Genomic DNA, 1753 nt, shown 5'->3' with positions numbered 1-1753 from the left:
TTGTTCCTTGATTTTGGAAAAAGCTTTGGTGAAGAGAACAAATACTTCGATGAGTTTCTTAAACCCCGAGGGCTTAATGGTTTAGGCGATCTCTTGGCTTTCGACCTCATTCCACCACTACCAGGTATCTACCGAGAAGACTTGGTCATTCCAACTCAAAACTGGTGGGAAAAAGTATCCAGTCATCCTGCTTTTAGAGACCTTACCATTCAGGGAGTTCTTTTAAGCCATGCTCACCTGGATCACTCCGGTTATATTTCTCTTTTATCTCCTGACATCCCGGTTTATACTAGCCTTCCCAGTGCTTTAATTTCCAAAGCTATTCAGGACTGTGGAATATCCGACTTTCTTTCAGAAATCGTCTATTCTAAACGGAAAGAAATACTGGAAGACGGCTTGATCTGCTCCGATAAGAATTACTCCAATCCATCTCAGCAAAGACCTTACCATGTTTTTACCCATCAACTACTTCCAGAATCAGTTAGATATTTCTGGAATCAAGCTCCTGGAAAACGCCCTCTTTCTCCAGTTTCACTCATTCCAATTTTGGAAGAGAAGGTGACTGTTGGGAATCTTCCCGTTCGATTTTGGTCGGTGGATCATTCCATCCCTGGTGCCGGAGCTTTTGGTATAAAAACTCCCGAGGGATGGGTTCTCTATTCCGGCGACCTCAGGATGAGTGGAAAACAAGCCAAAGAGACCCAAAGATTTACCCAAGAAGCTGGTATCCTTCAACCACTCCTTTTGATCATCGAGGGAACTCGAGCGAACCTGAGTACAAGTCACGGATCAAAACACTTTACCGAGCAAGATGTTGCCGACCGGATCAGCCAGATCATCAAAAAAGCCAAGGGACTGGTCATTGCTGATTTCGGTCCACGAAATTTGGAGCGTTTAATTTCGGTTCTCAAAGCCACCGAAGAGGTGAATCGACAATTGGTAATTACTACTCGAGATGCTTATCTTCTCGAAGTCTTGAGTCAATGTGGTGAAGTCGACCTTCCAAACCCCTTAAGTTATCCCCATATCAGAGTCTATTCTGAAAAGAGGGTTCGTACCTCGGAATGGGAAAGCACCCTTTTAGAACGTTGCCGAACTCAATATTTAACTGCCGAGGAAGTCACTTTCCATCCCGATGACTTTGTCTTCTGTTTCTCCTATTATGATTTCAGTGAACTCATTGACATCAATCCCTCAGGCGGAATCTATATCTATTCAGCAACTGAAGCTTTCAACGAGGAGATGCAATTAGATGCCGTCAAGCTTAAAAATTGGATTGATCACTTCAATTTCCAGCTCTTTGGAAATCCTTTTGCTCAAGAAAATACTGATAGTTATGATCCACTACACGTTGGTGGCCATGCTCAACCGGATGAGCTTCTCAACATAATCGAAACCATTCATCCCCGTTATCTTCTTCCGGTTCATACCGAATGTTTTGAATTCTTCGAAAAACACTTTGGAACCAGAAAAGATATCCAACTTATTCGTCCTAAAGCAGGAGAATCGGTAGTTCTGCCCTAAAAAAGACAACTATGAGTTTAAAAAATCAAAGCCCAATAAAAGATACTTAAAACTGTAAGAGATATTTAATGTGAACGATTAATGTAGCAACATGCCATGGCATGTCGAATTTAAATTTTCATCCTCATCTGGTTCCATCAAAGTGGCGTGACGGCCTATCCTGAAAATAAAGGTATAAGAGAAAAGCGATCAAACAAAAAACGATAAAGGCACACCCCCCTGAATCCCC

General features: G+C 42.2%; 1 protein-coding gene. It reads left to right on the top strand.

Annotated elements, in window-relative coordinates; translation table 11 throughout:
• The coding region (locus PLK24_RS11260; RefSeq protein WP_324479194.1) for an MBL fold metallo-hydrolase at positions 1-1524 on the top strand (1524 nt) is incomplete at its 5' end.
• Positions 1525-1753 lie beyond the last annotated feature (229 nt).

The organism is Atribacter sp. (genome assembly GCF_035418125.1).
Lineage (GTDB): Bacteria > Atribacterota > Atribacteria > Atribacterales > Atribacteraceae > Atribacter > Atribacter allofermentans.
This window is presented reverse-complemented; position numbering and strand designations above follow the sequence as displayed.